Consider the following 21,950-nt stretch of genomic DNA (forward strand, 5'->3'; position numbering starts at 1 on the left):
TCACTCCGCCGCCAGGGCGGGAGCGACGTCGCTCAGATGATCGATGGTCTTCCGCGCCGCGCGGCGCACCGCAGGATGCGGATCCTCGTCGCACATCCGCTCCAGGAGCGGCCAAGCGCGGTCCAGGTTGAGGCCAAGATATTCGCGCATCGCGTGCCAGCGGACATAGTGCGAGGAGTGCGCGACGAGACGCTCCAGCTGCTCCCACGCGTCCTGCCGGCCGAACAGCCGCATCGCCGTCGCGAGCATCTGCAATCGGGTGGGCTCCTGCGCGGACGACGCAGCGCCCACGAGACGGCGGGTGTCGACATCGAATTCCAGCGCCATCGGCAGTCCGTGGCGATACATCTGGATCTGCAGCACCAGCGCATGGGCGCCGACCTTCGAGGTATATTCGAACGCTTCGTCGGCGCCGAAATGGAAGGTGTCGCCTGGCCTGCAATCGAGGGACGTGCCCTCGCGATAGGTCTTGCCGCTCATCGCCAGATCGTCCTCGTCGACGAACGAATCCATCTTCCAGGTCTGCAGCGTGAAGTCGCGGGCGCGATAGACCTTGAGGAAGGTGTGCTGCCCGCCGAAGGTCAGCGTCCGTCGATCGCCGGGCGTTCGCCGCTTCGCCATGTCGATCTCGAAGCCGTCCAGTCCCAGCAGCATCGCGCTGAACTGGTCGGTCGACACCAGCACCATCCCGCCGAAGAACTCGCCGCTGATCGGCTGGAACGACGATCCGTAGAAGGGATTGCGCGCGGCGCAGGCCTGTTCCTCGGCGACGATCTTGCGGATGCGGTCTTCGGTGAAAAAGTCGCTGCACAGCGCGAACACCTCCTCGGGTGTCCTGTCGCGCTTGTCCTGCAGCGATCGCTTGAGATCGCCGAAGCCGAGCTCACGATTATAGTAGAGAACGCTGCGCTCATTGTCGTCGAGCAGCGCCTGGCGGAAGTCGGGGTGCTGCACCACCGACATGATATCCTGAAGATTCTTCATGATCGCCGCCTGACCTAGATGGGGAGGGGGATGAGGATGACGAGGAACAGGCTGGTGCCCGGATCCACGAGGGTCGGCCGGATGCGGGGGCCGCTGGGGCCGGCGACGTCGAGATCGAGCGCCGGCAAGCTTTCAACCGAAAGGTTCATGGCGTGATACTCCCCTGTCGGTGACGGGTGCGGCACCGGCCGCACCCGCACCTGGTTCAGTTGGTGACGGCGATGACGATGCCGATCGCGATGCCCGCGATGATCTGCCCGGCGACGACCGGGGTGTGCTTCGACGAGTTCGGTGCGCCGACTTCGAGTTCGAGCGTCGGCAGGTTGTGCGTGCGTACCATGGTCTTTCCCCTTTTCCTGGATGTCAGAAGATCGCGCCGATGACCGAAGCGATGCCGGCGGTCAGGCTGCACAGCACTGCCTCGCCACGCTGCTCGACGAGCATCCCGGCTTCGAGTTCGAGCGAAGGAAGGGCACTGACGTGATTGATGGTCATGTCGTTCTCCATTAGGTAAGAGATAACTGCTTACATTTTGTCGATTTGCTTTCGACACTGGCAGTATTCTACGAGTATCTATTGGCGGTCAACTATCAGTAGGGGCAGTTATTCTCAAATTGAGAGAACATGATTGCTTTCATTTTCGCCGAGCTGTCTGCCGAAACGGCGTCCACGCCAGAGATTTGAAGAAAATACACTTCAAGAGCCGCTTTCATGTTCCTGCTGAGCGATATCCAGGTGCGGCGTCCGTCCTGCTCGTCCGCGACGCCTTCGAGGGCACCGGACGCAATCAGATTGGCGACGCAGCGCGCGCCCGTGCTGCGCGATACACCGGCGATGAACGCAACGTCGCAGATCGACACGCGAACGCCCTTGCGTTCCGACAGGTAGAGATCGAGCAGGATGTCCCAGTTCGGCTCGGCGAGGCGGATGCCGGTGAGCAGCCGGTGGCGAAGCGTTCGAGAGCGCACAATGTCGCCGGCAACCCGCCTGCAGACGTCCGCCCGCGCGGCCGCGTCAAGGCCGCCCTGCGGGATCGGCACGCTGATCGAAACATTGGTGGGTAGGGACAAGTCGACATGCATGGGGACGCCCTCCTAATGCGCGGTCCGGGTGATCCAGTGTCTGCTGGCTTCGATGGCGGCGCACTGCCGGGCGGCCATGCGCGCCACGAACGGCGCGGTGCGGCGGGCGGCGCGGGCGAACAGCTCGATCCGCGCGTCGATCGAAGGGCAGGTGGAGGCGAGCGCGGTCAGCGCGGCGAACTGGATCCGTTCGCTGGGGTGATAGCCGGCATAGGCCTCGACCAGATCGCGGGCCTCCTCCCCGCCGATCTGGCTGCAGATCGCCAGCAGCGGCTCGATTGCGGTCTCGGTCAGATTGCCGGAGATGACACCGTTCGAAACGTCGAAGCCATATTGGTCGCGATAGCCGATATGCGGTGCTCGCTCCATGATGTTGAGCGACACGGACAGCGCGTCGGCGGGCAGTTGCGCGTGAATGTCGCGGTGCGCGCGGTACAGCAGCACCTTCCCCGGCGACAGCCGCGACCGTTCGACAAAGCGCAGGTCAACCGCATCGCCGACCGCGCCGACACAGGTGTCATAGTCGTACTCGTAATAGTCGCTCCAATAGCCCGGCCCCATGTAACCGACGGTCAGGAACGAGAAGTTATGGTCGTGCGGCTTGTGGTAGAAGAAGGCCTCCGGACCATTCTCCTGCAGAATGGGATCGCTCTCCGCGGGCCAGAAATTGGCGCGGAGAAGGAAATTGCCGCCGCCGTGCAGCATCACCACCTGCGGTCCATAGGCGTTATGCACGCTCTGGCCGCGGCAACGGTGCTTCAGCTCGCTCACGATGATGTCCGCCAGGAAATCCTGATTGGCCGCCAGATTGGCAAGCGCCGGTCCGAACGACGCGAAGCAGGCCTCATCGCGCGCATCGAATCGTTCCGTTTCCAGGATCTCGACCAGATCACCGAGCCCGATCGCTTCGGGATTCGCGGCTTCGACTACGCGTGGCATGGCGCTGCCCCCGCCGCTTGGCCGACCAGCATGGAAAGCGCGCTGCGTGCAGCACCGCGAATGTCCGGATGGGGGTCCACGAGCTCCATCGCGCGCAGCCGGTCCATCGCGCGATCGACATCCATGCCCAGCAACTCCCTGGCCGCATGCCAGCGCAGGTAGAAGGCGTCGTCATGGGTATAGCGCTCGAGAATGTCGGCGTCGCCGGCTCGGCCGCGCATGGAGAGGAAGGACAGCAGCATCTGGCTGCGCGACGCGCCGTCATTGGTGCTGCTCGCGCCCACTGCCAGCAAGGTCTGCGCGTCATATTCGACGAGCAGCGGCGCGCGGTCGACGCGAAGGTCTGCCTGCAACACCATGATGTCGGACACCGCATGGTCGATCACATAGCTTTGCGTCCGTCCGTCGATCGTCAGGATCTCGCCGTCCTCGATCGCGTGATAGCCAGCGGGCGCACAGCGATGCGCCTCCGCCAAGCTGAACGCAGCATCCGACGGCGGCGCGGACCAGAGCTGGAGCAGCGCCCCGCCCCCCTTCAGGAATTTCTGCACCGATCGTCCGCCGGTGAAGACGATTACGCCCGGGCCGCGCCGATGCGCCTTCTTCGCGGCCAGCGCATCAATGGCGAGCACGTTGAGGGTGAGCGCAAGGCAATCGTGGCTGAAGACGACCAGCCCGCGCTGATGCTTGTTGCCGTTCACCACCAGCGGCGGATCGAAAAAGGGGTCGGCGGCAGCGGCCTGCGCCAATCGGGCAACCCAGTGCTCCAGCCACGCCGTGTCGGCGAAGAGACGTTCTACCAGTGCGCCGATGGCCGCAGAGCTCCGCTCTGGCAGCGCCTCCAATGCGTCATGCAGGCGGGCCAGCACCGGCTGTTCGCGCCAGTGCAGCGCGGGCGGGGCGGGGCGACGATGTGATCCGGCAAGATACGCCTGAAGCTGTGGACGAGGAATCATGGGTCCTCCGGTACGAATGGCGCACGTCCTCCCGCACCGCAGCCTTCCGGCCGTGGCGGCAGTCGTACGACGATGGGGCGAAGTCCTCGTGCGCGTCACCCGCCTGGCGGGATGCGCGCACGAGGTGCGGGATCAGCCGCCTACGAAGATCCCCAGGACGACGGCGAGACACGCGACGCCGCCGACTTCCTCACGAACGACATTCCCGCAGAAGCCGACCCGCGTCGGCAGCGAAAGCTTGCTCTGATCAATCTTGTTCATGGCAATCCCCCAATTCCGCCGTGGATATCGGCGATCTTCCCTGTAGCCGTGCGATGCGCACCGGTCCGCCGCCCGCCACGCGCCTTGGGTGCGTGGCAGCGAACAATCCCGACCGAACCGACGGGACAACCATTTCAGTTGTCAGGAGTATAGTCTCCGCCCGGCGGAAAACCTGTCGCCCTTGTCGAAAATATTTATCGATCGTTTGATTCAGGGCTTATTGCCCGAGCGCGGCGCGATCCATTGCAGCTTCCCGCCGGTATTCGACAAGCGAGCCGGTCAGCCTGCGAACGACCTGGCGCTGCCGGCGCAGCCGTACCACCAGATAGGCGACGGTGGCGCCCATCGCTGCAAGGCCCAGCAACGTGGGCCAGTTCCAGAGATGATCGAGCAAATGCGTGAGGGGACGCCCCTCAACGCTCTGGCGTAAGGACGAGAACATCATGGCGAAGACGCTTAGCGGACCGAACAGGATAAGGTCGAAGATCGTGCGGCGGATGCGCGCATTGTACCGCACGATCTGTCCCTCCACGAATTGCTGGCGCTCCCGCTGCTCCGCACCCCATTCCACCCGCCGCAGCCGATAATGGGTGTAGGTGGACCAAAGGATGAACGCTATGATCGCTATGGCGACCAGTAGCGTCTCCAGCGAGAATTTGCGCCAGACCGCGAACGCGATCAACGCGATGAGGAGGCCGGCTACCGCCATTTCCACGCGCTCGATCAGGCGCGCCCGGCGCACCGCACGCTGGGAGAGCGCCACGACACTTAGCGTCGATTCCTGGTCGTCCTGCTGCCACAGCCGGGCCAGATCGTCGACATCAGCGTGCATGGGCGTGCCCCATCTGCTCGATCAGCGAGACCTTGGCGCGCTGGCACCGCAGCATGGCGGCGTTGGGGCTAATCCCCAGGGTTTCGGCGATTTCGGCGAAGGAAAAGCCTTCCAGCATGAGCATCGCCGTTTCGCGCTGCGCGGCGCTGAGCATCCGCACGGCCGCCAATAGGCGCGACCGGCGATCGGACGCGATCGCGGCCTCGTCGGGTTGTGGGCCGCCCGAAGGGACTTCCTCGCCCAGTTCCTCGGTCGCCGGAATGCGTCGTTGCCGCGAGACATGCGTTACCGCGCGCTTCTGGGCGATGCTGGCGACATAGGTCTTGACGGAAGACTGCCCGCGGAAGGACGGCAGGGCGCGCCAAATGGCCAAGATCATCTCCTGCTTCAGGTCTTCGCGCTGGCTAGGATCGCCTTCGTACGCCAACGCGATGCGCGAGAGCAGTCCCGAATACGTTCGAATGACCTGCTCGAAGCTGATCGCGTCTTCCGTCAAAGGGTCACCGACTTACGATACGCATCGTCGCAGATATCCAACTGCCCATCGCCATAGAACCCTGTCTCGTCGGCGACGTCAATCATTCCCGCCATTTGACATGCGAAGATCTCGTGGAGTGTCCGACACAGGTTTCACACAAAGCGCGGGCCGGCGAGCGGCATCTCGCCGCCCGATGCTGCACGCGCCGATTACCCCGGACTTGCTTCCGATCGACCCGCGACGTCTGAAGACGCGCGGGCCGACCCATGCTTCGTGCGCGCGATCAGCCTGTGGGCGATGCGCTGGGCGCCGGTGCAGGCGGGAGGGCCGCCGGCGGCAACGGCGCACCCGGCACTGCCGATGCGGGCAGTGGCGGTGGCGGCGGCGCGCCGGGGCCGCCCGGCGCTGGCGGTGGCGGTGGTGCACCGGGGCCGCCCGGCGGTGGCGGCGGCGGGGCGCCGGGGCCGCCCGGCCGGTGCGGCGGCGGCCCACCCACAAGCGCCACCTGCCCGGCGCCGTTCACCAGATAATGCGCGTGGAGCTGACCGTCGAAATAGCGCCCCTGCACGGTCAGCACGCTGCCGGACTGCACGCCTGCGCCTTCCGGCCCCACATCCACCAGTGTCCGCCCGGAGCCATCCTGCAGCACGAACCGGTCGCCATAGATTTCCGCCACGCGACCCTTCACCGTCACGATCCCGCCGGCCTCGGCGAGCTTGGCTGTAGTGGTCGGCACCATCGGCGCCATTTCCGCCGTCGGGCGGGTAAGCTGCACGGCACCCGCGCCACCCGCCGCGCCCAAGGCCAGCAGCGCGGCCGCCGCCAGTGTCAGCCGCGTTCGAGGCGAAAGCCGGTTCTTCCAGTCGGTCATTCCATCAACTCCTCTTGGGTGTTCGATGGTCCTGTTCTACCGAATCGGACCCGACCCGCGCTGAACCCTGCGGTTCAGCTTGGGTTTAAGCCGGGGGGCTAGGCGAGGGCGATGCGGATCCTGCTGGTAGAAGACGACCCCGATCTCGGCCCCGCAATCGCCCGGGCGCTGCGCGCGGAGCATTGCGCCGTCGACCTGGCCGCGAACGGCGTCGACGCACAGCATCTCGGCGAAACCGAAGCCTATGACGCCGCGGTGCTCGATCTCGGCCTGCCGGACCGGACGGGCGCCGAGATCCTTGCCGCCTGGCGCGCGGGGGCGCGCGGGCTGCCCGTGCTGGTGCTCACCGCGCGCGAGGCCTGGGCCGACAAGGTCACCGCGTTCAAGGCCGGTGCCGACGATTACCTGACCAAGCCGTTCCGCGTCGAGGAACTGATGATGCGGCTGCGCGCGCTGGTGCGACGTGCCGCCGGCCATGCCCAGACCCGCATCGCGTGCGGGCCGCTCGTTTTCGACAGCCAGACCGGGCAGTTCGAGCTGGACGGCCTGCCCTTGAAACTCACCGCGTTCGAATGGCGCGTGCTGTCGCAATTGATCCTGCGGCGCGAGGTGGTGATCGAGCGGCTGGAGTTGCTGGAGCGGGTATATCAAGGCGATGCCGACGTCGATTCGAACAGTCTCGAGGTCATCATCGGCCGGCTGCGGCGAAAGATCGGCGCCGAGCGGATCGAGACAGTGCGCGGCCGCGGCTACCGACTGACCTGCGGCGCGCCGACACCATGAGCCGGCATTCGCTGCGCACGCGGATGATTCTGCTGTCGGCGCTGGCCACGCTGATCGCGCTGGGGCTGGCGGGCTGGACCATGGCCGGCGTGCTCGGCCGCGTGGTGACCGGCGGGATCGACCAGCGTCTGGACGCGCAGCTGGCGGTGCTGGCGAGCGCCGTCCGCCAAGACGGCAGCATCGATCGCGCGCGGCTTGCTGCACGACAGGGCAGCCTGGCTGCGGGCCCGGGCTGGCGCTGGCGGATCGAGGGCCCGCGCCGCTCGATGGGCAGCAGCGATTTCCCCGCGCTTCGGCCGCCCGCCCTCGGGCCGAGCGCCGCAGCGCCTGAACCGCTACCGCCGGCGCCGCTCGAGGGCGAGGATGCGCATGGCCGCGTTCACGCCCGCCGACTGATCCTGGACAGCGATTCGGGCCCCGTGACGCTCACCGCCGCCGCCCCGGGGCGGGTGATCGGCCGCCCAATCCGCGACGCGCTGGTGCCGCTGGCGACGGTGATCCTGTTGCTCGCACTGATCTTCGCGCTTGCTGCCTGGGTGCAGCTTCGGCTCGCGCTGCGGCCGCTGGCGGCGCTCGTCGCACAGATCGGCGCGATCCGGCGCGGCGAACGCAGCGCAGTCGAGCGAGAGCAGCCGAGGGAGCTCCAGCCCCTCGCCGACGAGCTGAACGCGCTCGCCGCCGCCAATGCCGCGACGCTGGCCGCCGCGCGGCAATCGGCCGCGAACTTGGCGCACGCGCTGAAGACGCCCGTCGCCACCCTGGCGCTCACCCTGGCGCCGGACAGCCCGCAGGCAGCCCAGGTGCGACGCATCGAGGGGGTGATCCGCCACACGCTGGCGCGCGCGCGCGCCGCGGCGGTGAACCGGCGGGCCAGTACCGCGATCGCGCCCATCGCCGCCGATGTCGCGGGCGTGATCGGCACGCTACGCCCCGGGGTCGCGCTTGAATGCGATGTGCCGCCGGCCAGCCGCATCGCGATCGACCCGCATGATCTCGCCGAGATTCTAGGCAACCTGCTGGACAATGCGGGCCGCCACGCGCGCCACCGCATCCTGCTTGCGGCGGAAGAGGCCGCGCCCGGCACGATTGTGCTGACGGTGGAGGATGACGGTCCCGGCATCCCGCACGAGCGCCGCGATCAGGTGCTGCAGCCAGGCGTGCGGCTGGACGAAGGTCCAGCAGGCGACGGCTTCGGGCTCGCCATCGTGCGCGATCTGGTCGCGCTCTACGGCGGCCAAATGGCGCTGTCGGACAGCGCATTGGGCGGCCTGTGCGTCGCCCTGCGTTGCCCCGCGGGTGCGACGGGCTGACCGTGGGTCAGTCACCCATCGGCGGCGGCGCGGCGGTGGAGCTGCGCTTGACGATCTCATGCGCCAGCACCCGATCCCGACGCGCGCGCGCTTTCGGCACTGCCCCGCGCGCCTCGTCCGCCAGCAGCGCCAGCGCCTCGGCGGCGAGGCGGCGGACGGGCTGGTGGACGGTAGTGAGCGGCGGCCACAGGGTCACGGCGGCGGTGGTATCGTCGAACCCGACGACGGTGAGCTGCCGCGGCACGTCCAGCTGGCGGCGATGCGCGACCGAGACGATGGCGGCGGCCATGTCGTCGTTGCTGGCGAACACCGCCGTGGGGGGGGTGGACCCGTCCAGCAGCTGCTCGCCCGCCGCCAGGCCGGAGGCATAGCTGAAGTCGCCCTGCACCAGCTGCACGCCCGCATCCGGCACGTCGCGGATCGCGTCTTCCACGCCGGCCCTGCGCTCGGCGCTCGCCGCCTGGTCGGGATTGCCCAGCACAAAGCCCAGGCGGCGGTGGCCGAGATCGAGCAGATGGCGCGTCATCTCGAAGGCGGCACGACGATCATCGATCCGCACGCAGGTGGCGCCCGGCACGTGATAGGCCCCGATGGCCGCGATCGGCACGCCCAGGTTCCGCAGCGTCCGCAGCACCACCGGTGCTTCGGCCAGCGGGGGCGCCAGCAGGACGCCGGAAAGGCCCGCGCCGGCAAAGCGCAGCAGCGCCTGCTCCGTCGGCGCCCGACCGCCCTCGCCCTTCAGCAGCACCAGCCGCGCGCCGCGGGTCGAGGCTTCCTCGAACACGCCGGTCAGCAACTCGCTCATGAATGCCGCGCTGGGATTGGAATAGACGATGCCGATGCGCAGCTCCGCCGAGGTCACCAGGCTGCGCGCGGCGACATTGGGTACGTAATGCAGCTCGGCGATGGCACGCTCGACCAGTTCGCGGGTCGCCGAGCTCACCCCGCTGCGACCATTGATCACGCGCGAGACGGTCATCGCGGAAACGCCCGCCTTCGCCGCCACGTCGATAACCGTGGCCCCCTGCGCCGGACGATTCGCCTTCGCCACGCCCTCGCTCTTTCTTCCCCGCATCCGCCAAGACGTACGCGAAGCAGCCGCATCGGGAAAGCCGGGATGCGTCCCTCGGCTTGCGCGGCTGGCCGCGAGGGCTATGCAGCACGGGAACGAGAGAGGTTTTCGATGCGCCACGTCCTGCTGCTCGACCTGAACGACGATCCCGAAGCGATCGCCGCCTATGCGCATTGGCATCGGCCGGGCGGGCCACCGGCCGCAGTGACCCGCTCGATCCGCGAGGCTGGAATCGAGTCCATGGAGATTTGGCACGCCGGCGATCGGCTGGTGATGGTGATGGAAACCGGTCCCGGCTTCGACCCCGAGGCCAAGCGGGTGCGCGACGCGGCGGACCCGGATGTTCAGGCGTGGGAGACACTGATGGACGGGTTCCAGCGCCGGCTCGCCTTTGCCGAACCCGGCGTGAAATGGGTGCCGACCGATCGAATCTTCGCGCTCGCCGACCAGCCCTGAACCGGCGGCGAGCCTGTCAGAAGGCGACGATCGCCTTCAGCACATGGTCCGCCGCATCGATCAGCGCAGGCAGGCGCTGCGGCAGGTCCGCGGCATCGACGCTGTGGGTATGCAACCGCTCGGTGGGGATTACGCCCGAGCGAATCGCGGCGATCACCCGCTCGAAATCGCCGGCGAGCGCGTTGCGGCTGGCGATCAGCACCGCCTCGCGCTTGTGAAATTCCGGATCGGCGAAGCTGAGGTCGCCGGGCGCCACGCCGACCAGCAGCAGCGCGCCGCCATGGGCGACGAAATCGAGGCTTCTGCGCATCGCCGCCAACGATCCGGTCGCGTCGATCACCACGTCGAAGCCGTCACCCTCGGTGCGCACCGCCAGACGCTCGGCGAGCGCGTCGTCGGCGACCAGTCCGTCCAGCCCGAGTGCCTCCTGCGCGAAGGCGAGCCGCCGGTCACGCTGATCGACCAGCGTGACCGCGAAGCCATCCAGCCGGGCGAACAGCGCGCTGGCGATGCCGATCGGGCCGGCGCCCACCACCAGCATCCGTCCCTCCCCCTCTCTGGGCGCGCGCGACACGGCATGCGCGCCGATCGCCAGGAACTCGATCATCGCGGCCTGGTCGACACTCAGCCCCTCGGCATCGAGCACGGCGCTCGCCGGCACCACCAGCAGTTCCGCCATACCGCCGTCGCTGTGCACACCGAGCACCCGAATGTTGACGCAGGCATTGGGCTTGCCCTTGCGGCAGGCGACGCAGTGACCACAGGCCAGATAGGGATTGATCGCTACCGTCCGACCCAGGGGCAGCGCGACGCCTTCGCCCAGCGCCACCACTTCGCCGCCCAATTCGTGCCCCATCACGCGCGGATATTGCAGGAACGGGTGGCGGCCGGCGAAGATATGATAGTCGGTGCCGCATAGGCCCACGCGGCGGATACGGACCAGCACCTCGCCTGGACCCGGGGCGGGCGTCGCCCGCTCGATTTCGGTCAGCTCGAAGGGGGCGTTGCAGAGGATCGTGCGCATGGTCCGGGTCTCCTGGAACCGCCCTGCCATCACCACTCGCATATATGCAAGTCGGTTTTCCTAGACGCGAAGCTCAAGTGCATAGGCTCGCGCGGCATTGCCCCCGAAGACCGCGCCTTCCAGGGTCGGGCAATGCCGGTCGACAAATCGCTGCACAATGTCGCGCGTGTCGCGATAGGATCCGGCGAGTTCGCACACCGGCCAGTCCGATCCCCACAGGATGCGCTCCGCCCCGAAACAGGCGAAGACATGGTCGAGATAGCGCTCGAAGTCGCTCGGTTGCCAATCGCGCGCCGCTTCGGTGACGAGGCCGGAGACCTTGCAGAACAGCGCGTCGTGCCGCGCCGCCGCCGCGATCTCGTCCGCCCAGGGCTGCCAGGCGCCGCGCGCGATGTCGGGCTTGGCGGCATGGTCGAGGATCAGTCGCCCCGGCCCGCATTGGTCCAAGAAGGCAGGCAGGGTGCCGAGTTGCGCCGCGTTCACCAGCACGTCGTAGCTCAGCCCTGCCGCTAGCACCGCGCGCACGCCGGCGAGGAAGGCGTCGCCCAGCAGGAAGCGGGGATCGGCCTCGTCCTGCACGATGTGGCGATAGCCAAGGATCGGCCCTGCGGCGCGCGCAGCGACCCGGTGGGCGATGTCGGGCGCGCGCAGATCGATCCAGCCTACCACCCCGACAATGCGGGGCTGGCGCGCGGCGCAGTCGAGCAGGAAAGCCGTTTCCGCATCGCTCTGCCGAGCCTGTACCGCGATGGCCTGGTCGATACCGGCGGCCTGCAATTCCCTGGCGAGGTCGTCGCCATCGAAGTCCCGGGCGATGGCGCTTCCGGGCGCGATCCAGCCGAATGCCTCGGGGGTATAGCGCCAGAGATGGTGGTGAGCATCGATCCGCATGCCACCGCATAGCCGAACCGAGCGCCCCTCGGAAAGCGCGGTGGGGCGAACGCGGCCGGGGGTTTGTTTTGCATCCCCTGCAACCCTTGCACCGCTATCCGGTTGGTCGAGCGACGGGCGGCAGCGGGTCGCTTGAAGGGGAGATGTCTGGATGGTGACGACGCACAGCCCACGAACCGCTGTCATCACCGGTGCGACCAGCGGCATCGGTCGCGCCACAGCCGAATTGTTTGCCGATCGCGGCTGGCGGCTGGTGCTCGCCGCGCGCGACTCCGATGCGCTGAACTTGCTTGCCGGCGGACTGCGCGAGAGAGGCGCGCCGATCCACGTCCTTCCCACCGACATTGGCGACAATGCCGCCGTTCTGGCCCTTGCGGAGCATGCGCTGGCATTTGGCGGCACGATCGACCTGTGGTTCGCCAATGTCGGCGTGGGCGCGGTCGGGCGATTTGAGGAGGTTACGATCGAGGCGCACGAACGCGTCTTGCGATCGAACCTGCTCGGCCATCTGTACGAGGCGCACGCAGCCCTGCCGATCTTCCTGCGCCAGGGACACGGCGTGTTCGTCAACATGATCTCGATGGTCGGCTTCGCCGCCGCGCCACTGGCCGCGGCCTATTCCGCAAGCAAGTTCGGGCTCAAGGGATTGTCCGAATCGCTACGGGCGGAAATGGCCGCGCACCCGCACATCCATATCTGCGACGTGTATCCGGCGCTCGTCGATACCCCTGCACTCGATCATCCCGCCAATTACACCGGCAAGGCGATCCATCCGCCGCTGCCGCTGGTGGATCCAAGGCGGGTGGCGGCGGCGGTGCTCCGCCTCGCCGATCATCCGCGCGCCACCACCATCGTCGGCGCGCAGGTCTGGGCGGCACGGATCGGCCATGCCCTGGCGCCGGTAGTAAGCCTGAAGCTGATCGATCGCTGGTTCGAAGGCTATTTCGCGCAGGCGCGGCCGGCAGCGGTCACTTCCGGCAACCTGTTCCATCCGCCAGAGGATACCCCTCGCGTCGATGGCGGCTTTCGCAAGCCGGTGACGCGACGGCTGCCCTTGCTGCTGGCGGGCGCGACCTTGCTCGCGGTGGGAGGCGCGGCGGTGCTCCGGCGCCGCGCGTCGCGGATGGAACCAATCTAGGCGGCGTGCGTCGGCTCGACGCTGAGCAGAGAAAGATCGTCATGACAACCAATCCGATGCGCGACCGCACCGAGGCCGAACGCCATGCCCATGAAGTCGACGCGCAGCGCGCCCCGCCACGCGACGGGCGGGTGGACGCGCTGGCGGGGGAAGACCCCGATGGCATCCCGATGACCGGCGAAGAGGACCCGTATGTGGAGGCAGAGCGGCTTCCCGCCGATGCGGAAGGCGATGCCGAGGCCGAGGCGCACCCGTCGTAGGCGTTTCGACGCCCCGGTCTTCGAGCGCTTCAAGGCGACGCTGCCCGCGGCGGTGCTGGCAGGGGATTGCGCCCGGCGATACCGGCAGAGAGCGGGCTTGCCGTGCCTACAACAACACATCCACCGCGTGGATCGCCACGCCGACCAGCCCGCCCACTACCGTACCATTGATCCGGATATATTGCAGATCGCGACCTACCGCGTTTTCCAGCCGCGACGTCACGGTCTGCGCATCCCAGCCGCGGATCGTGTCGGAGACCAGCCGGACGATGCCGTCGCCATAGTCCGACGCCGCGCCCACCGCCGATCGCCGTACGAATCGGTTGATCGTCCGCGCCAGCTTCGCATCGGTCTGCAGCGTGCCGCCGAACTGGCGCAGCGCCTCGCCCATCCGCCCGCCCAGCGCCCGCTCGGGGTCGCGCGCCAGCCGCAGCATCGCCGCGCGGCTCTGCTCCCACAGCCCATCCACCCAGCGCTGGAACCCTTCATTCTCCAGCATCTCCAGCTTGAAGCTTTCCACCCGCGCCCGCAGCTCGGGATCATGCTGAAGGCGCTCGGCGAGGCTCTCCAGCCCCTCCTCCATCTTGGCGCGGACGGGGTGTTGCGGATCCTCGGCCAGCTCGTCGATCAGCTTCTTCAGCCCCTCGATGATCTTGGTAGAGAGTGTCTCGTCCAAGCCTGTCCAGCGCAGTACCGATCCTGCGCGGGCATGGACCATTTCGCGGATCAGATGCTCGTTCGCCTCCAAAATGCGCGCGCCGCCGCGGATCATCGAATCGAGCAGCGGCAGATGCCGGCCATTGGCGATTGCCGCCGCCAGCGCCTGGCCGAACAGCGGCGCGACCGTGATCGCCCGCAGCCGGCCCGCAATGGCGCCCTTGGCCATCCCGCCCAGCCGCTCCTGATCGAAGGATTCGAGGATGTTGGCCGCCAGCCGCGAGGCACCCGCGCCGATGCGACCGGTGCCGTGCGACGGCGCGGCGAGCCAGCGCCCCGCTGCCGCCGCCATGTCCAGCCGCTGCATCCGCCGCGCGACGACGCGCGGGATCAGGAAGTTGGCGCGGAGGAACTGGCCGAGCGTCTCGGCGATGCGGTCCTTGTTCCGCGGGATGATGGCGGTGTGCGGGATCGGCAGATGGAGCGGGTGGCGGAACAGCGCCGTCACCGCGAACCAATCGGCCAGCCCGCCGACCATCGCCGCCTCGGCAAAGGCGCGAACAAAGGGGATCGCGGGGTGCAGGCCCTGGAACTGGCGCGCTGCGAGGAACAGCGCCGCCATCGCGAGCAAGAGGCCGGTCGCGACCATCCGCATCCGCCGAAGGGCGGCGGGCGGCGGGTCCTGGCGGAGGCGTGGGGAAAGACTCATGATCCGTGCAACGCCGGAAAGTCGGTCAGCGCTCCGCTCAGCCTTCGCGATGCACCGCGAACGGGCCGTTCGCCTGGTTCACCGGCATCAGCTCCAGCGTGTTGATGTTCAGATGCGGCGGCAGCGTCGCTACCCACAGCATCGTCTCGGCAATGTCCTCCGCCGTCATCGGGTTCACGCCGCCATAGAGCTTGTCCGACGCTTCCTGGCTGCCGGTGCGCACGAGCGTGAACTCGGTCTCCACCATGCCTGGCTCGATCGAGGTGACGCGGACGCCGGTACCGATCAGGTCGGCGCGCAGGTTGAGCGTGAACTGACGGACGAAGGCCTTGGTCGCGCCGTACACATTGCCGCCCGGATACGGGTAGTTGGCTGCCACCGAGGAGAGGTTGATGATCCCGCCCTTGCGCGCAACGAGGGCCGGCAGCAGCTTGTGGGTGATGGAGACCAAAGCCGTCACATTGGTGTCGATCATCGTGCGCCAGTTATCGAGCGACGCCTGCTGCGCCGGCTCCAGCCCGAGCGCGAGGCCGGCATTGTTGATCAGCAGGTCGATCTCGGAAAAGGGCGCGGGCAGGCTGCCCAGCGCCGCATCGCGCGCGGCTTCGTCGCGAATGTCGAAGGCGAGGGTGTGGACGCGCTCGCCGGCGAGCTTTTCCAGCCGATCGGCGCGGCGGCCGGTCGCCACGACGTGCCAGCCGGCGTCCGCGAAGGCGCGGACCGAAGCTTCGCCGATCCCGGCGGTGGCGCCGGTGATGAGTACGGTAGGCATGGCAACTCCTGAGCGTAACGGGTTTCCCCTCCTATACGCACGCCGACGCGCTTTGGATCAGCTTTTTGCGCGGGGCGCAGCAACCGGGGCGGAACTGCCGGCAGCGGAACCGCGCCCCTGCCCCTGCGGTTTCGATCCTTGACCGATGGAGTATTTGGAATGTCTGCACAGCAGCTGAAAATCGACGACACCACCCTGTTCGACAATCTCGACGATCGCCAGCTCGAGTTCGGCGGCCAGGTCGACGGCGACGCGTATCAGTTCGCGGTGCAGTATAGCGTGCTGGAAGCGCTGAGCGGCAGCCAGCCCGACGGCGATGCCGAAGAGCGCTTCCGCCGCTACCGCGACCCGATCGCGCAGGCCGCCCTGGCGGCGCTTGCCAAGGGCCCGGACCGGCCGATCATCGTTATCAGCGAGAACGATCTCGACCGCGAGGACCAGGCATGACCGAGGCACGCTGGGGCGACGACGCCCGGAACCCGCCGATCGACTGGACGATGAGCGCAGCGCTGGAGAATGTCGTGCGCGGCGGCGGCGACATCGCCGAGGTCACCAATCTGGGCGAGGCGGTGCGCGCATGGCGTGACCTGGACCCCGACCACCGCGCGCACGCCGTGCTGATCCTCGACCATCCAGTGCACATCGATGGCGCCGCGGCCAATCGCTTCGAAGGCGAAGGCATCGCGGCGCTGGCCGAGCGGCTTGGCGATTGAAGCGGGGCAGCGCCCATCTCCCTCTCCCGCTTGCGGGAGAGGGCCGGGGTGAGGGTGAGTCGGGCGAAGGAGAGGGCCGCATGCTCCTTACACACCCTCACCCTTCCGCCGCCTGACGGCGGCTCCCTCCCTCTCCCGCAGGCGGGAGAGGGAAACTACGCCCGGTTCGCATTGGACCCAGCGGGCTGAAAGTGGGTGGGAAGCGTCGATCAGCGGTGTCGAGAAAGCAAAGCAAGCTCTGCAGCTTCACCGGCTGTAACCTCGTTCCAGACCTTCGATTGGCCGCAGTTGTAATTGACCCACAACGCACCCTTAGCGGACGCTGGCTGGCCCCTTTCAAATGGTTGGGGCGTCAGGAACAGTAGATAATCTCTATCCAGGTCTGGCCCACCACCGTTGCCGTCCATGTAAAAACCACCACTGTTACGCTCAGTGAAAAACGTGAACTGACTCGTCAGATTGCCTTTGTAGGATTTTACAACCTTAAGCCGGTAGAGCGCCCAAGATTCATCTTCGTCCGACCAATGATAGTCGACTGACACGACATGAGCACGCACCACCCATCGCGAGTCTCTAAACTCCTGAGCGATAGTAGTTTTTGCGTTTATCCACTCCGCGATAGATACAGAGCGCTGAAGCTGGGAAGCTCCACGTTGTCACCAAAATCGCCGTAACGAGCTTCTTAAGCATGCCTCACGATAACCCAAAGGCATTGTGTCCGCTATTGGGGCGTGAGCAGCCAACCCGCTTGGCGATTCCATGGCCCCGTTAGCTAACAACAGACGGGCTCAAGCCGCTCCCGCTAACACTGCAAGGGGGCGGTAAAAGCCAAAACCGACTTCAACCGCCCCCTCGCTGGTAAGGATCTCCTCGCGTCACCCGCCAGCCGACCGGCCGATCAAACGTCGAGATTGGCGACGCTGAGCGCATTTTCCTGGATGAACTCGCGGCGCGGTTCGACCACGTCGCCCATCAGCTGGGTAAAGATCGCGTCCGCCACGTCGGCCTGATCGACCGCTACCTGCAGCATCGAGCGGTTCTGCGGGTCGAGCGTGGTCTCCCACAGCTGCTCCGCGTTCATCTCGCCCAGACCCTTGTAGCGCTGGATCGCCAGGCCCTTGCGCCCGAAGGCGAGGATCGCGTCGAGCAGCTGCGACGGGCGCGACACCAGGGTCTCGCCCTTGCCCACCGCGACGGGGGCGTCCTCCTCCGCCACCGGCGCGTCGACCTCGGTCGCCAGCCCCTTGTTCGACACCAGCTTCGACGGCGTAAGGTACGCCGCCGCCTGCTCGGCCGCCAGCGCATGCAGCTTGCGCGCCTCGGCCGAGACGAGGAAGCTCGCCTCGACGATGTGGTGGTCGGTCACCCCGCGCCACAGCCGCTCGAAATGATAGCCGCCGTCCTCGGTGATGCGCGCGCTCCAGCGGGCATCGGCATCGGCCGCGTCGAGCCGCTGCACGACGGTCTTCAGCTCCTCGGCATGGCGCTCGCGGCTCACCGACGGATCGAGCGCGCCGCCCAGCGCCAGCGCCTCGATGATCATCGGGTCGTAGCGGCGCGGCACGTAGCGCATCAGGGTGCGCATGCGCCGGGCATGCTCGACCAGCGTGCGCAGATCCTCGCCCGAGCGCTGCGCGCCGTTGGTGTCGAGCACCGTGCCGCCCACGCCGGCATCGACCAGATACTGGTCGAGCGCATTGTCGTCCTTGAGGTAAACCTCGGAGCGGCCCTTGGTCGCCTTGTAGAGCGGCGGCTGGGCGATATAGAGGTGCCCGTTCGTGATGATCTCGGGCATCTGGCGGTAGAAGAAGGTCAGCAGCAGCGTGCGGATATGCGCGCCGTCCACGTCTGCGTCGGTCATGATGACGATCTTGTGGTAGCGCAGCTTCTCGACGTTGAAATCGTCGCGGCCGATTCCGGTGCCCATCGCCTGGATCAGCGTGCCGATTTCCTTCGAGCTCAGCATCCGGTCGAAGCGCGCGCGCTCGACGTTGAGGATCTTGCCGCGCAGGGGGAGGATCGCCTGGAAATGGCGATCGCGGCCCTGCTTGGCCGAGCCGCCGGCCGAGTCACCCTCGACCAGGAACAGTTCGGACTTGGCGGGATCGCGCTCCTGGCAGTCGGCGAGCTTGCCCGGCAGGCTGGCGATGTCCATCACGCCCTTGCGGCGGGTGAGCTCGCGGGCGCGCTTGGCGGCCTCGCGCGCGGCGGCGGCGTCGATCACCTTCTGGATGATCTGGCGCGCCACGGCGGGGTTCTCCTCCAGCCACTCGGCCAGCTTGTCGGCCATCAGGCTTTCGAGCGGCTGGCGGACTTCGGACGAGACCAGCTTGTCCTTGGTCTGGCTGCTGAACTTGGGGTCCGGCAGCTTGACCGAGACGATCGCGGTCAGGCCCTCGCGCATGTCGTCGCCGGTGAGGGAGACCTTCTCCTTCTTCAGCGCGCCCGATTTTTCCGCATAATTGTTGAGCGTGCGGGTCAGTGCCGCGCGGAAGGCGGCCAAGTGGGTGCCGCCGTCGCGCTGCGGGATGTTGTTTGTGAAGCAGAGGACGTTTTCGTAATAGCTGTCGTTCCACTCCAGCGCGACGTCGATCGTCACGTCGTCGCGGGTACCGCTGATCGCCACCGGATCGGGCATCAGCGCGACCTTGTTTCGATCGAGCCACTTCACGAACGCGGCGATGCCGCCCTCGTAGAACAGCTCGATTTCCTTCACTTCCTCGTGCCGGGCGTCGCGCAGGAACAGCCGCACGCCCGAATTGAGGAAGGCGAGCTCGCGGTAGCGGTGCTCGAGCTTGTCGAAATCATATTCGGTGATCTTGAAGGTCGCGGGGCTGGCGAGGAAGGTCACGCGGGTGCCCTTCTTGCCGTTCGCCGGGCCGATCACCTTCAAGGGCGCCTCGGCATCGCCGTGGCGGAAGCGCATGTAATGCTCTTCGCCGTCGCGCCAGATGTTGAGATCGAGCCACTCGCTGAGCGCGTTGACCACCGACACGCCCACGCCGTGCAGACCGCCCGAGACCTTGTACGCGTTCGAATCCGACGTGTTCTCGAACTTGCCCCCCGCATGGAGCTGGGTCATGATCACTTCGGCGGCGGACACGCCCTCTTCCGAGTGGATGCCGGTGGGGATGCCGCGGCCATTATCCTCGACCGAAACCGACCCGTCCGGATTGAGTGTGATCAGGATCAGGTCACAATGCCCGGCCAGCGCCTCGTCGATCGCGTTGTCCGAGACCTCGAACACCATGTGGTGGAGGCCCGAACCGTCGTCGGTATCGCCGATATACATGCCGGGGCGCTTGCGGACTGCGTCCAGGCCCTTCAGGACCTTGATGGAATCTGCGCCATACTCGTTCGCGTTGGGATCGTTCGTCTTCGGAGTGTCTGCCATGCCGAGGATATAGGGATTCAGGGGCCGAAACGAAAGCAAAATGGGCAGCTTGCCGCCTCGCAATCGAGGGCGGCGATCCCATATCGATCGGCATGGCGCTTGGTAGCTGGCTCACCCCCGATCCCTGCGGGATCTACCTTCCGGCGGCGGATGCGTGGATCGACCCGTCCAAGCCGGTCGCGCGCGCGATCGTGACCCATGGCCATGCCGATCACGCCCGCGGCGGGCATGGCGATGTATGGGCGACGCCGGGTACGCTGGCGATCATGGCGGCGCGCTACGGGCCGCAGAACGGACGGCCGGTCGACTATGGCGAGAGCATCCAGCTGGGTCCGATCGAGGTGGGGTTCGTGCCTGCCGGCCATGTGCTGGGCTCGGCGCAGGTCGTGCTCGACCATGCGGGCGAGCGCATCGTCGTCTCGGGCGATTACAAGCGCCGGCCGGACCCGACCTGCACGCCCTTCCAGCCGGTCAAGTGCGACGTGTTCATCACCGAGGCGACCTTCGGCCTGCCGGTATTCCGCCACCCCGTGACCACCGACGAGATCGACAAGCTGCTGACCGCGCTCCGCACCGAACCCGAGCGCTGCGTGCTGGTCGGCGCCTATGCGCTGGGCAAGGCGCAGCGGGTGATCGCCGAGCTGCGTGGCATGGGCTTCGACGATCCGATCTATCTCCACGGCGCGCTCCAGGCACTGTGCGACCTCTATGTCGAGCATGGCGTGGCGCTTGGCGAGCTGCGCCCCGCCACCGGCGTGGCGAAGAAGGAGCTTGAGGGGCGGATCATCCTATGTCCGCCGGGCGCGCTCAACGATCGCTGGTCGCGGCGGCTGCCCGATCCGATCACCGCGATGGCGAGCGGCTGGATGCGCGTGCGCCAGCGCGCCCGCCAGCGCAATGTCGAGCTGCCGCTGATCCTGTCCGACCATGCCGATTGGGACGAGCTGACCCGCACCATCGAGGAACTGGCGCCCCGCGAAGTGTGGGTGACACATGGCCGTGAGGATGCGCTGGTACATTGGTGCAAGCTCCGGCAGATCCGCGCCCGTGCGCTCGATCTCGCCGGGTTCGAGGACGAAGACGATTGAGGGAGATTTGGTGATGGCAAAGGGCAAGACCTGGGCCTGGGTAGGCGGCCTGCTGGGCGGCGCGGTGGTCGCGGGGGCGGCGGCCTATTACGCGTTCGAGAAGGCGAGCGAACAGCCGCCCTTCACGCTGGTGGAAAAGGACGGCGCCTTCGAGATCCGCGACTATCCCGAGCTGGTGGTGGCGGAAACGCGTGCGATCGGCACCCGCGAGGCGGCGCTGAACGCCGGCTTCTCGCGCCTCGCCGACTATATCTTCGCCAAGCGGCGCGGCGACAATGGCGGCAGCGGCGGCGAGAAGATCGCGATGACCGCCCCGGTGCTCAGCACCAAGCAGGACGCCAGCTGGCGGACCCAGTTCGTGATGCCGTCCAAGTTCACCCTGGCGACGCTGCCCAAGCCGTCGGACAATGTCGATTTGACCACCCGCCCTGCGCGACGCGTGGCGGTACTGCGCTTCTCGGGATCGCCCGATGACGCGGCGCTGGAGAAGCGCGAGGCGGAGCTGCGCAGCTGGCTGGCGGCCAAGGGGATCAACGGCGGCGCGGTGGAATATGCCTTCTACAACTCGCCGTTCATTCCCGGCCCGCTCCGCCGCAACGAAGTGCTGATCGCGCTCTGAATTCGATCCTCCCCTGGAAGGGGAGGTGGCGCGCGCAGCGCGACGGAGGGGTGTCAGCGGTGGAAGAGTGTACTTCCGCTTCGACGGGGACATCCCTCCACTAACGCCTTCGGCGGCGGTCCCCCTCCCCTTCCAGGGGGAGGATCTTTTGCCGCGATCTTGCCGCGGAGCTCTCCTAATGGGACTCCCCATGACGATTCGCCCGCTCCTCGCCGCCGCCACGGCCTTCGCCTCGCTGCTCGCCCCCGCCGCCGCGCAGGCCCAGGCGCGCGATCCGTTCGGCGAGTGCCTCCGCGCCCGCACCAGCCGAGCGGACCGTGACGTACTGATTCGGTGGGTGTTTGCCGCCGTCGCTCAGAGCGCCGCGGTGCGCGACATGGTGAAGGTCGACGAGGGCCGTCGCGTCCAGGCCAGCCAACAGGCGGGCCAGCTGATCACTCGCCTCGTCACGCGCGACTGCCGCACCCAGGCGATGGACCGGATGAAAAACGATCCCGGTGCCCTCCAGAACAGCTTCACCGCGCTCGGCCGCGTCGCGCTGATGGATCTCGCGCAGGACCCCAACGTCGTCGGTACGCTGGCGGGCGCCCTCCAATATACCGACATGGGCAGCATCACGATGATGTTGGTGGAAGGCGGCCTGCGCCCCGGCGGCTGAACC

28 protein-coding genes are annotated in these 21,950 nt (G+C 67.3%); 10 read left to right on the forward strand and 18 right to left on the reverse strand.

Annotated features, from left to right (window positions below; translation table 11 throughout):
- The 11 genes from S2M10_RS13250 to S2M10_RS13280 all read right to left on the reverse strand — a co-directional run bounded on the left by S2M10_RS13250 (position 1) and on the right by S2M10_RS13280 (position 6,403).
- Positions 1–984, reverse strand: coding sequence for a HEAT repeat domain-containing protein (locus S2M10_RS13250; RefSeq protein ID WP_168846467.1), 984 nt, complete (start codon positions 982–984; stop codon positions 1–3).
- A gap of 14 nt (positions 985–998) precedes the next feature.
- Positions 999–1,133, reverse strand: coding sequence for a hypothetical protein (locus S2M10_RS22970; protein WP_282098048.1), 135 nt, complete (start codon positions 1,131–1,133; stop codon positions 999–1,001).
- A 56-nt stretch (positions 1,134–1,189) separates the two neighbouring features.
- Positions 1,190–1,324, reverse strand: a complete 135-nt coding sequence (locus tag S2M10_RS22975; protein ID WP_282098049.1) for a hypothetical protein — start codon at positions 1,322–1,324, stop codon at positions 1,190–1,192.
- A gap of 23 nt (positions 1,325–1,347) precedes the next feature.
- Positions 1,348–1,479, reverse strand: coding sequence for a hypothetical protein (locus tag S2M10_RS22980; RefSeq protein ID WP_282098050.1), 132 nt, complete (start codon positions 1,477–1,479; stop codon positions 1,348–1,350).
- 95 nt (positions 1,480–1,574) lie between these two features.
- A complete protein-coding gene (locus S2M10_RS13255) occupies positions 1,575–2,066 on the reverse strand; it encodes a helix-turn-helix domain-containing protein (RefSeq protein ID WP_168846468.1) in 492 nt (163 codons plus the stop codon).
- Positions 2,067–2,078: 12 nt separating this feature from the next.
- The gene (locus tag S2M10_RS13260) at positions 2,079–3,005 is read right to left on the reverse strand and encodes a transposase (protein WP_168846469.1); all 927 of its coding nucleotides are present in this window, start codon (positions 3,003–3,005) and stop codon (positions 2,079–2,081) included.
- Positions 2,993–3,961, reverse strand: coding sequence for a hypothetical protein (locus S2M10_RS13265; protein ID WP_168846470.1), 969 nt, complete (start codon positions 3,959–3,961; stop codon positions 2,993–2,995). Before S2M10_RS13265 ends, S2M10_RS13260 begins: the two co-directional genes overlap by 13 nt.
- A gap of 132 nt (positions 3,962–4,093) precedes the next feature.
- Positions 4,094–4,222 (reverse strand): hypothetical protein, encoded by a 129-nt coding sequence (locus tag S2M10_RS22985; RefSeq protein ID WP_282098051.1) that lies wholly within the window; start codon positions 4,220–4,222, stop codon positions 4,094–4,096.
- A gap of 217 nt (positions 4,223–4,439) precedes the next feature.
- Positions 4,440–5,054 carry a hypothetical protein gene (locus S2M10_RS13270; RefSeq protein WP_168846471.1) on the reverse strand — a complete coding sequence of 205 codons (615 nt, stop codon included), beginning with the start codon at positions 5,052–5,054 and terminating at the stop codon, positions 4,440–4,442.
- Positions 5,044–5,550 (reverse strand): sigma-70 family RNA polymerase sigma factor, encoded by a 507-nt coding sequence (locus S2M10_RS13275; RefSeq protein WP_168846472.1) that lies wholly within the window; start codon positions 5,548–5,550, stop codon positions 5,044–5,046. Before S2M10_RS13275 ends, S2M10_RS13270 begins: the two co-directional genes overlap by 11 nt.
- 265 nt (positions 5,551–5,815) lie before the next feature.
- A complete protein-coding gene (locus S2M10_RS13280) occupies positions 5,816–6,403 on the reverse strand; it encodes a hypothetical protein (RefSeq protein ID WP_168846473.1) in 588 nt (195 codons plus the stop codon).
- Positions 6,404–6,514: 111 nt separating this feature from the next.
- Here S2M10_RS13280 and S2M10_RS13285 point away from each other — a divergent pair, with 111 nt between their 5' ends.
- Positions 6,515–7,186 (forward strand): response regulator transcription factor, encoded by a 672-nt coding sequence (locus S2M10_RS13285; protein WP_168846474.1) that lies wholly within the window; start codon positions 6,515–6,517, stop codon positions 7,184–7,186.
- The gene (locus S2M10_RS13290; RefSeq protein ID WP_168846475.1) at positions 7,183–8,496 is read left to right on the forward strand and encodes an ATP-binding protein; all 1,314 of its coding nucleotides are present in this window, start codon (positions 7,183–7,185) and stop codon (positions 8,494–8,496) included. The genes S2M10_RS13285 and S2M10_RS13290 overlap by 4 nt, the downstream gene beginning before the upstream one ends.
- A gap of 7 nt (positions 8,497–8,503) precedes the next feature.
- Here the strand turns inward: S2M10_RS13290 and S2M10_RS13295 are convergent, their stop codons facing one another.
- On the reverse strand, positions 8,504–9,547 hold the full coding sequence (locus S2M10_RS13295) for a LacI family DNA-binding transcriptional regulator (protein WP_168846476.1): 1,044 nt from the start codon (positions 9,545–9,547) through the stop codon (positions 8,504–8,506).
- A gap of 132 nt (positions 9,548–9,679) precedes the next feature.
- On the opposite strand from S2M10_RS13295, the gene S2M10_RS13300 reads away from it, so the two are divergent.
- On the forward strand, positions 9,680–10,024 hold the full coding sequence (locus S2M10_RS13300; protein WP_168846477.1) for an L-rhamnose mutarotase: 345 nt from the start codon (positions 9,680–9,682) through the stop codon (positions 10,022–10,024).
- Between the two features lie 16 nt (positions 10,025–10,040).
- Here the strand turns inward: S2M10_RS13300 and S2M10_RS13305 are convergent, their stop codons facing one another.
- On the reverse strand, positions 10,041–11,048 hold the full coding sequence (locus tag S2M10_RS13305; RefSeq protein ID WP_168846478.1) for a zinc-binding alcohol dehydrogenase family protein: 1,008 nt from the start codon (positions 11,046–11,048) through the stop codon (positions 10,041–10,043).
- Positions 11,049–11,108: 60 nt separating this feature from the next.
- Positions 11,109–11,939, reverse strand: a complete 831-nt coding sequence (locus S2M10_RS13310; protein ID WP_168846479.1) for an amidohydrolase family protein — start codon at positions 11,937–11,939, stop codon at positions 11,109–11,111.
- A gap of 151 nt (positions 11,940–12,090) precedes the next feature.
- Here S2M10_RS13310 and S2M10_RS13315 point away from each other — a divergent pair, with 151 nt between their 5' ends.
- Complete coding sequence (locus S2M10_RS13315) at positions 12,091–13,077, forward strand: SDR family oxidoreductase (protein ID WP_168846480.1); 987 nt, start codon at positions 12,091–12,093, stop codon at positions 13,075–13,077.
- A gap of 41 nt (positions 13,078–13,118) precedes the next feature.
- A complete protein-coding gene (locus tag S2M10_RS13320; protein WP_168846481.1) occupies positions 13,119–13,337 on the forward strand; it encodes a hypothetical protein in 219 nt (72 codons plus the stop codon).
- A 106-nt stretch (positions 13,338–13,443) separates the two neighbouring features.
- Here S2M10_RS13320 and S2M10_RS13325 read toward each other — a convergent pair whose 3' ends face one another.
- Both S2M10_RS13325 and S2M10_RS13330 read right to left on the reverse strand, forming a co-directional pair.
- A complete protein-coding gene (locus S2M10_RS13325) occupies positions 13,444–14,703 on the reverse strand; it encodes a DUF445 domain-containing protein (protein WP_247650802.1) in 1,260 nt (419 codons plus the stop codon).
- Positions 14,704–14,740: 37 nt separating this feature from the next.
- Complete coding sequence (locus tag S2M10_RS13330) at positions 14,741–15,475, reverse strand: SDR family NAD(P)-dependent oxidoreductase (RefSeq protein ID WP_168846482.1); 735 nt, start codon at positions 15,473–15,475, stop codon at positions 14,741–14,743.
- A gap of 159 nt (positions 15,476–15,634) precedes the next feature.
- On the opposite strand from S2M10_RS13330, the gene S2M10_RS13335 reads away from it, so the two are divergent.
- Together S2M10_RS13335 and S2M10_RS13340 are read left to right on the forward strand one after the other, a co-directional pair.
- Entirely contained in the window at positions 15,635–15,922 is a 288-nt protein-coding gene (locus tag S2M10_RS13335) for a DUF1488 family protein (RefSeq protein WP_168846483.1), read from the forward strand.
- Positions 15,919–16,188, forward strand: coding sequence for a hypothetical protein (locus S2M10_RS13340; protein WP_168846484.1), 270 nt, complete (start codon positions 15,919–15,921; stop codon positions 16,186–16,188). Before S2M10_RS13335 ends, S2M10_RS13340 begins: the two co-directional genes overlap by 4 nt.
- A gap of 209 nt (positions 16,189–16,397) precedes the next feature.
- Here S2M10_RS13340 and S2M10_RS13345 read toward each other — a convergent pair whose 3' ends face one another.
- Positions 16,398–16,730, reverse strand: a complete 333-nt coding sequence (locus S2M10_RS13345; RefSeq protein WP_168846485.1) for a hypothetical protein — start codon at positions 16,728–16,730, stop codon at positions 16,398–16,400.
- 356 nt (positions 16,731–17,086) lie between these two features.
- The gene (gene gyrB, locus S2M10_RS13350; RefSeq protein WP_168846486.1) at positions 17,087–19,582 is read right to left on the reverse strand and encodes a DNA topoisomerase (ATP-hydrolyzing) subunit B; all 2,496 of its coding nucleotides are present in this window, start codon (positions 19,580–19,582) and stop codon (positions 17,087–17,089) included.
- A 92-nt stretch (positions 19,583–19,674) separates the two neighbouring features.
- Here gyrB and S2M10_RS13355 point away from each other — a divergent pair, with 92 nt between their 5' ends.
- From S2M10_RS13355 to S2M10_RS13365, 3 genes are all read left to right on the forward strand, one after another.
- On the forward strand, positions 19,675–20,670 hold the full coding sequence (locus tag S2M10_RS13355; RefSeq protein ID WP_168846487.1) for a ligase-associated DNA damage response exonuclease: 996 nt from the start codon (positions 19,675–19,677) through the stop codon (positions 20,668–20,670).
- A gap of 13 nt (positions 20,671–20,683) precedes the next feature.
- Positions 20,684–21,289, forward strand: coding sequence for a heme-binding protein (locus tag S2M10_RS13360; protein WP_168846488.1), 606 nt, complete (start codon positions 20,684–20,686; stop codon positions 21,287–21,289).
- Positions 21,290–21,479: 190 nt separating this feature from the next.
- A complete protein-coding gene (locus S2M10_RS13365) occupies positions 21,480–21,947 on the forward strand; it encodes a hypothetical protein (RefSeq protein ID WP_168846489.1) in 468 nt (155 codons plus the stop codon).
- The last annotated feature ends 3 nt before the right edge of the window (positions 21,948–21,950 follow it).

Source organism: Sphingomonas sp. S2M10 (assembly GCF_012650175.1).
GTDB lineage: Bacteria > Pseudomonadota > Alphaproteobacteria > Sphingomonadales > Sphingomonadaceae > Sphingomonas.

Bases quoted from the DNA above. Each gene is read 5' to 3' on its own strand.
- S2M10_RS13320 (WP_168846481.1), top strand. From the start codon at position 13,119: ATGACAACCAATCCGATGCGCGACCGCACCGAGGCCGAACGCCATGCC.
- S2M10_RS13300 (WP_168846477.1), top strand. From the start codon at position 9,680: ATGCGCCACGTCCTGCTGCTCGACCTGAACGACGATCCCGAAGCGATC.
- S2M10_RS13285 (WP_168846474.1), top strand. From the start codon at position 6,515: ATGCGGATCCTGCTGGTAGAAGACGACCCCGATCTCGGCCCCGCAATC.
- S2M10_RS13340 (WP_168846484.1), top strand. From the start codon at position 15,919: ATGACCGAGGCACGCTGGGGCGACGACGCCCGGAACCCGCCGATCGAC.
- S2M10_RS13290 (WP_168846475.1), top strand. From the start codon at position 7,183: ATGAGCCGGCATTCGCTGCGCACGCGGATGATTCTGCTGTCGGCGCTG.
- S2M10_RS13360 (WP_168846488.1), top strand. From the start codon at position 20,684: ATGGCAAAGGGCAAGACCTGGGCCTGGGTAGGCGGCCTGCTGGGCGGC.
- S2M10_RS13270 (WP_168846471.1), bottom strand. From the start codon at position 5,054: ATGCACGCTGATGTCGACGATCTGGCCCGGCTGTGGCAGCAGGACGAC.
- S2M10_RS13355 (WP_168846487.1), top strand. From the start codon at position 19,675: ATGGCGCTTGGTAGCTGGCTCACCCCCGATCCCTGCGGGATCTACCTT.
- S2M10_RS13330 (WP_168846482.1), bottom strand. From the start codon at position 15,475: ATGCCTACCGTACTCATCACCGGCGCCACCGCCGGGATCGGCGAAGCT.
- S2M10_RS13265 (WP_168846470.1), bottom strand. From the start codon at position 3,961: ATGATTCCTCGTCCACAGCTTCAGGCGTATCTTGCCGGATCACATCGT.
- S2M10_RS13250 (WP_168846467.1), bottom strand. From the start codon at position 984: ATGAAGAATCTTCAGGATATCATGTCGGTGGTGCAGCACCCCGACTTC.
- gyrB (WP_168846486.1), bottom strand. From the start codon at position 19,582: ATGGCAGACACTCCGAAGACGAACGATCCCAACGCGAACGAGTATGGC.
- S2M10_RS13305 (WP_168846478.1), bottom strand. From the start codon at position 11,048: ATGCGCACGATCCTCTGCAACGCCCCCTTCGAGCTGACCGAAATCGAG.
- S2M10_RS13335 (WP_168846483.1), top strand. From the start codon at position 15,635: ATGTCTGCACAGCAGCTGAAAATCGACGACACCACCCTGTTCGACAAT.
- S2M10_RS13280 (WP_168846473.1), bottom strand. From the start codon at position 6,403: ATGACCGACTGGAAGAACCGGCTTTCGCCTCGAACGCGGCTGACACTG.
- S2M10_RS13260 (WP_168846469.1), bottom strand. From the start codon at position 3,005: ATGCCACGCGTAGTCGAAGCCGCGAATCCCGAAGCGATCGGGCTCGGT.
- S2M10_RS22970 (WP_282098048.1), bottom strand. From the start codon at position 1,133: ATGAACCTTTCGGTTGAAAGCTTGCCGGCGCTCGATCTCGACGTCGCC.
- S2M10_RS22985 (WP_282098051.1), bottom strand. From the start codon at position 4,222: ATGAACAAGATTGATCAGAGCAAGCTTTCGCTGCCGACGCGGGTCGGC.
- S2M10_RS13315 (WP_168846480.1), top strand. From the start codon at position 12,091: ATGGTGACGACGCACAGCCCACGAACCGCTGTCATCACCGGTGCGACC.
- S2M10_RS13255 (WP_168846468.1), bottom strand. From the start codon at position 2,066: ATGCATGTCGACTTGTCCCTACCCACCAATGTTTCGATCAGCGTGCCG.
- S2M10_RS13310 (WP_168846479.1), bottom strand. From the start codon at position 11,939: ATGCGGATCGATGCTCACCACCATCTCTGGCGCTATACCCCCGAGGCA.
- S2M10_RS13325 (WP_247650802.1), bottom strand. From the start codon at position 14,703: ATGAGTCTTTCCCCACGCCTCCGCCAGGACCCGCCGCCCGCCGCCCTT.
- S2M10_RS22975 (WP_282098049.1), bottom strand. From the start codon at position 1,324: ATGGTACGCACGCACAACCTGCCGACGCTCGAACTCGAAGTCGGCGCA.
- S2M10_RS13365 (WP_168846489.1), top strand. From the start codon at position 21,480: ATGACGATTCGCCCGCTCCTCGCCGCCGCCACGGCCTTCGCCTCGCTG.
- S2M10_RS22980 (WP_282098050.1), bottom strand. From the start codon at position 1,479: ATGACCATCAATCACGTCAGTGCCCTTCCTTCGCTCGAACTCGAAGCC.